General features: G+C 54.3%; 3 protein-coding genes and 1 pseudogene. 3 read left to right on the top strand and 1 reads right to left on the bottom strand.

Annotation, left to right across the window (positions count from 1 at the left end; all coding sequences use genetic code 11):
• The 3 genes and pseudogenes from DWB67_RS17615 to DWB67_RS18165 form a co-directional block, all read left to right on the top strand.
• A pseudogene (locus tag DWB67_RS17615) lies at positions 1-130 on the top strand (IS3 family transposase); the annotation flags it as partial.
• A 143-nt stretch (positions 131-273) separates the two neighbouring features.
• Positions 274-1,074: a hypothetical protein gene (locus DWB67_RS17610; RefSeq protein WP_119808838.1), complete on the top strand. Its 801-nt coding sequence runs from the start codon at positions 274-276 to the stop codon at positions 1,072-1,074.
• 70 nt (positions 1,075-1,144) lie between these two features.
• Positions 1,145-1,321: a hypothetical protein gene (locus tag DWB67_RS18165; protein ID WP_182911664.1), complete on the top strand. Its 177-nt coding sequence runs from the start codon at positions 1,145-1,147 to the stop codon at positions 1,319-1,321.
• Between the two features lie 72 nt (positions 1,322-1,393).
• Here the strand turns inward: DWB67_RS18165 and DWB67_RS17605 are convergent.
• Positions 1,394-1,779: IS5 family transposase (locus DWB67_RS17605; RefSeq protein WP_119808837.1), on the bottom strand; the 386-nt coding region annotated here is incomplete at its 5' end.

Genomic DNA, 1,779 nt, shown 5'->3' with positions numbered 1-1,779 from the left:
AATGGCCACCCTCGGCTGGGTTGATTGGTTCAACAATCGCCGGCTACTGGGCCCTATCGGAAATATCCCGCCAGCCGAGGCAGAAGAGAACTTCTATGCACAGCGCAGCTTGCTCGATATGGTCGCGTGAAATGAAGCTATAGGTCTCCGACAGACCCGGGGCGATTCAATGCGGGCTGGCGCGGTGCTGCAAAAGACCCATCGACAGTCTTTGGACGGCTCTTTCAAACGGCTACGGTCGCGGTCCTCAAGGATCGCAAGGACCAATCCGAAGTGCTGGGTGCCCCTGATGGACTGCTCGTAAATGCCATCAATAAAATAGATGGCATGCTCGATCTTGATAATACTGATTCCGCAAGGGATAAGTTGCTGATCTATGGCCATTCGCTCGGTGGCAATACACTTGTGACGGCATTCGGAGATGTCGCTGCAAACAAGGCTCGCCAACACTCCATTGGGTCGACAATGTCGCCGGTCGCCGGAGACCTTGTCGTGCTTTTCAACCCAGCCTCTGAGGCCTACAAGTGGAATAATATTCAGCGGGCAGAACGCGAAGCTGCAGGATTCTCTTCGGATGTCGAGAACCCAGCGTTTATTCAAAGTACAAATGTACCGCATTATAACGCGGTACTGAATTGGCGCGCGCAGTATCCCATTGCGCAGCGCCCCGTGATGATCTCAATCACCGCCACGGACAATTGGAACTCTCTAGAAAACACCGATGGAAAGCAACGGTTCGACCGCGCAACTGGAATGGCGTTCCCATTATACAAAGTGCTCATTAACGAGCCTTTAGAGCCGGGCTATTCTCTCGCCGAACAGCGCCAAGCGATCAGTCATTATGCAGCATCTTACCTTTCCAACCCGCATGGCGGGGCCCTGCGCAGGCTCGTTGACGAAACCGCGGCGCTAGGGGTATCTCATGACTTTTCAAACATAGACACAGCAGGCCAGAAGACACGTTACAGTAGCTCAGGTGATCCGCAGTCTCCATGGTGTGAACCCGAGACGGGGGGGGGTGGTGCGCGCACGCGAGAAGGATACGAAAGTATCGGGCGCAGGCTATCCCATTAACTGGGATTGGCGTTCGAACGTCGGCGGTGCGCAGAATGGTGCGGAGATACAGTTTCGTCAGCAATTGGCCATGAGCACCAAGCTGGCTTCGAAGCAGTTCGCCGTTTCCCTCGCCCCGCCAACTACGCCCTTCTGGGCGATGCGGGCGTCCGACGATGTGGCATTCGATCACAGTGGCATCTACAGTTATGCCGTGTGGTGCGGGATTGCTCAGTTGTGGTTGGACGATATTTCAACGCGCCGCTAAGCGTCCAATTGCCCTTATTGGAGAAGTAGTGTCGCAACATTTTCTGCAGGTTATGCTAGGGCCCGTGGACATTCATCTTGAAGCAATCAGGGCTGCAGCTAGGTTCCAATTGGCGGTGTAGCTGCAATCGGTCTTGTCATAGCGTGTTGCTATACCTCGGAATTCCTTGATCTTTGCGAAGTAGTTTTCAACCATATGGCGCCACTTGTAAGCGTCTGCGTCGTAGTTACGCTGTTGCTTTCGGTTTGATTTCGGTGGGATCACGGCGCTTGCCCCACGTGCATCCAGTTCTTCCAGGAGCCAGTTCGCGTCAAACGCTTTTTCTGCCAGAAGAGCCCCGAAGGGAACTTTACGGATCAGTGGCGCGACGCCTTTTGTGTCATGTGCCTGCCCGGGCAATAATAGGAAACGGATCAGATTGCCGAGCGCATCCACAAGCGCGACGATTTTAGTCGTCA

This window comes from Paracoccus sp. JM45, from assembly GCF_003590715.1.
GTDB lineage: Bacteria > Pseudomonadota > Alphaproteobacteria > Rhodobacterales > Rhodobacteraceae > Paracoccus.
This window is presented reverse-complemented; position numbering and strand designations above follow the sequence as displayed.

What these genes read in the sequence shown, in the direction of transcription:
- DWB67_RS18165 (WP_182911664.1), top strand. Translation starts at nt 1,145, where the DNA reads ATGAGCACCAAGCTGGCTTCGAAGCAGTTCGCCGTTTCCCTCGCCCCG.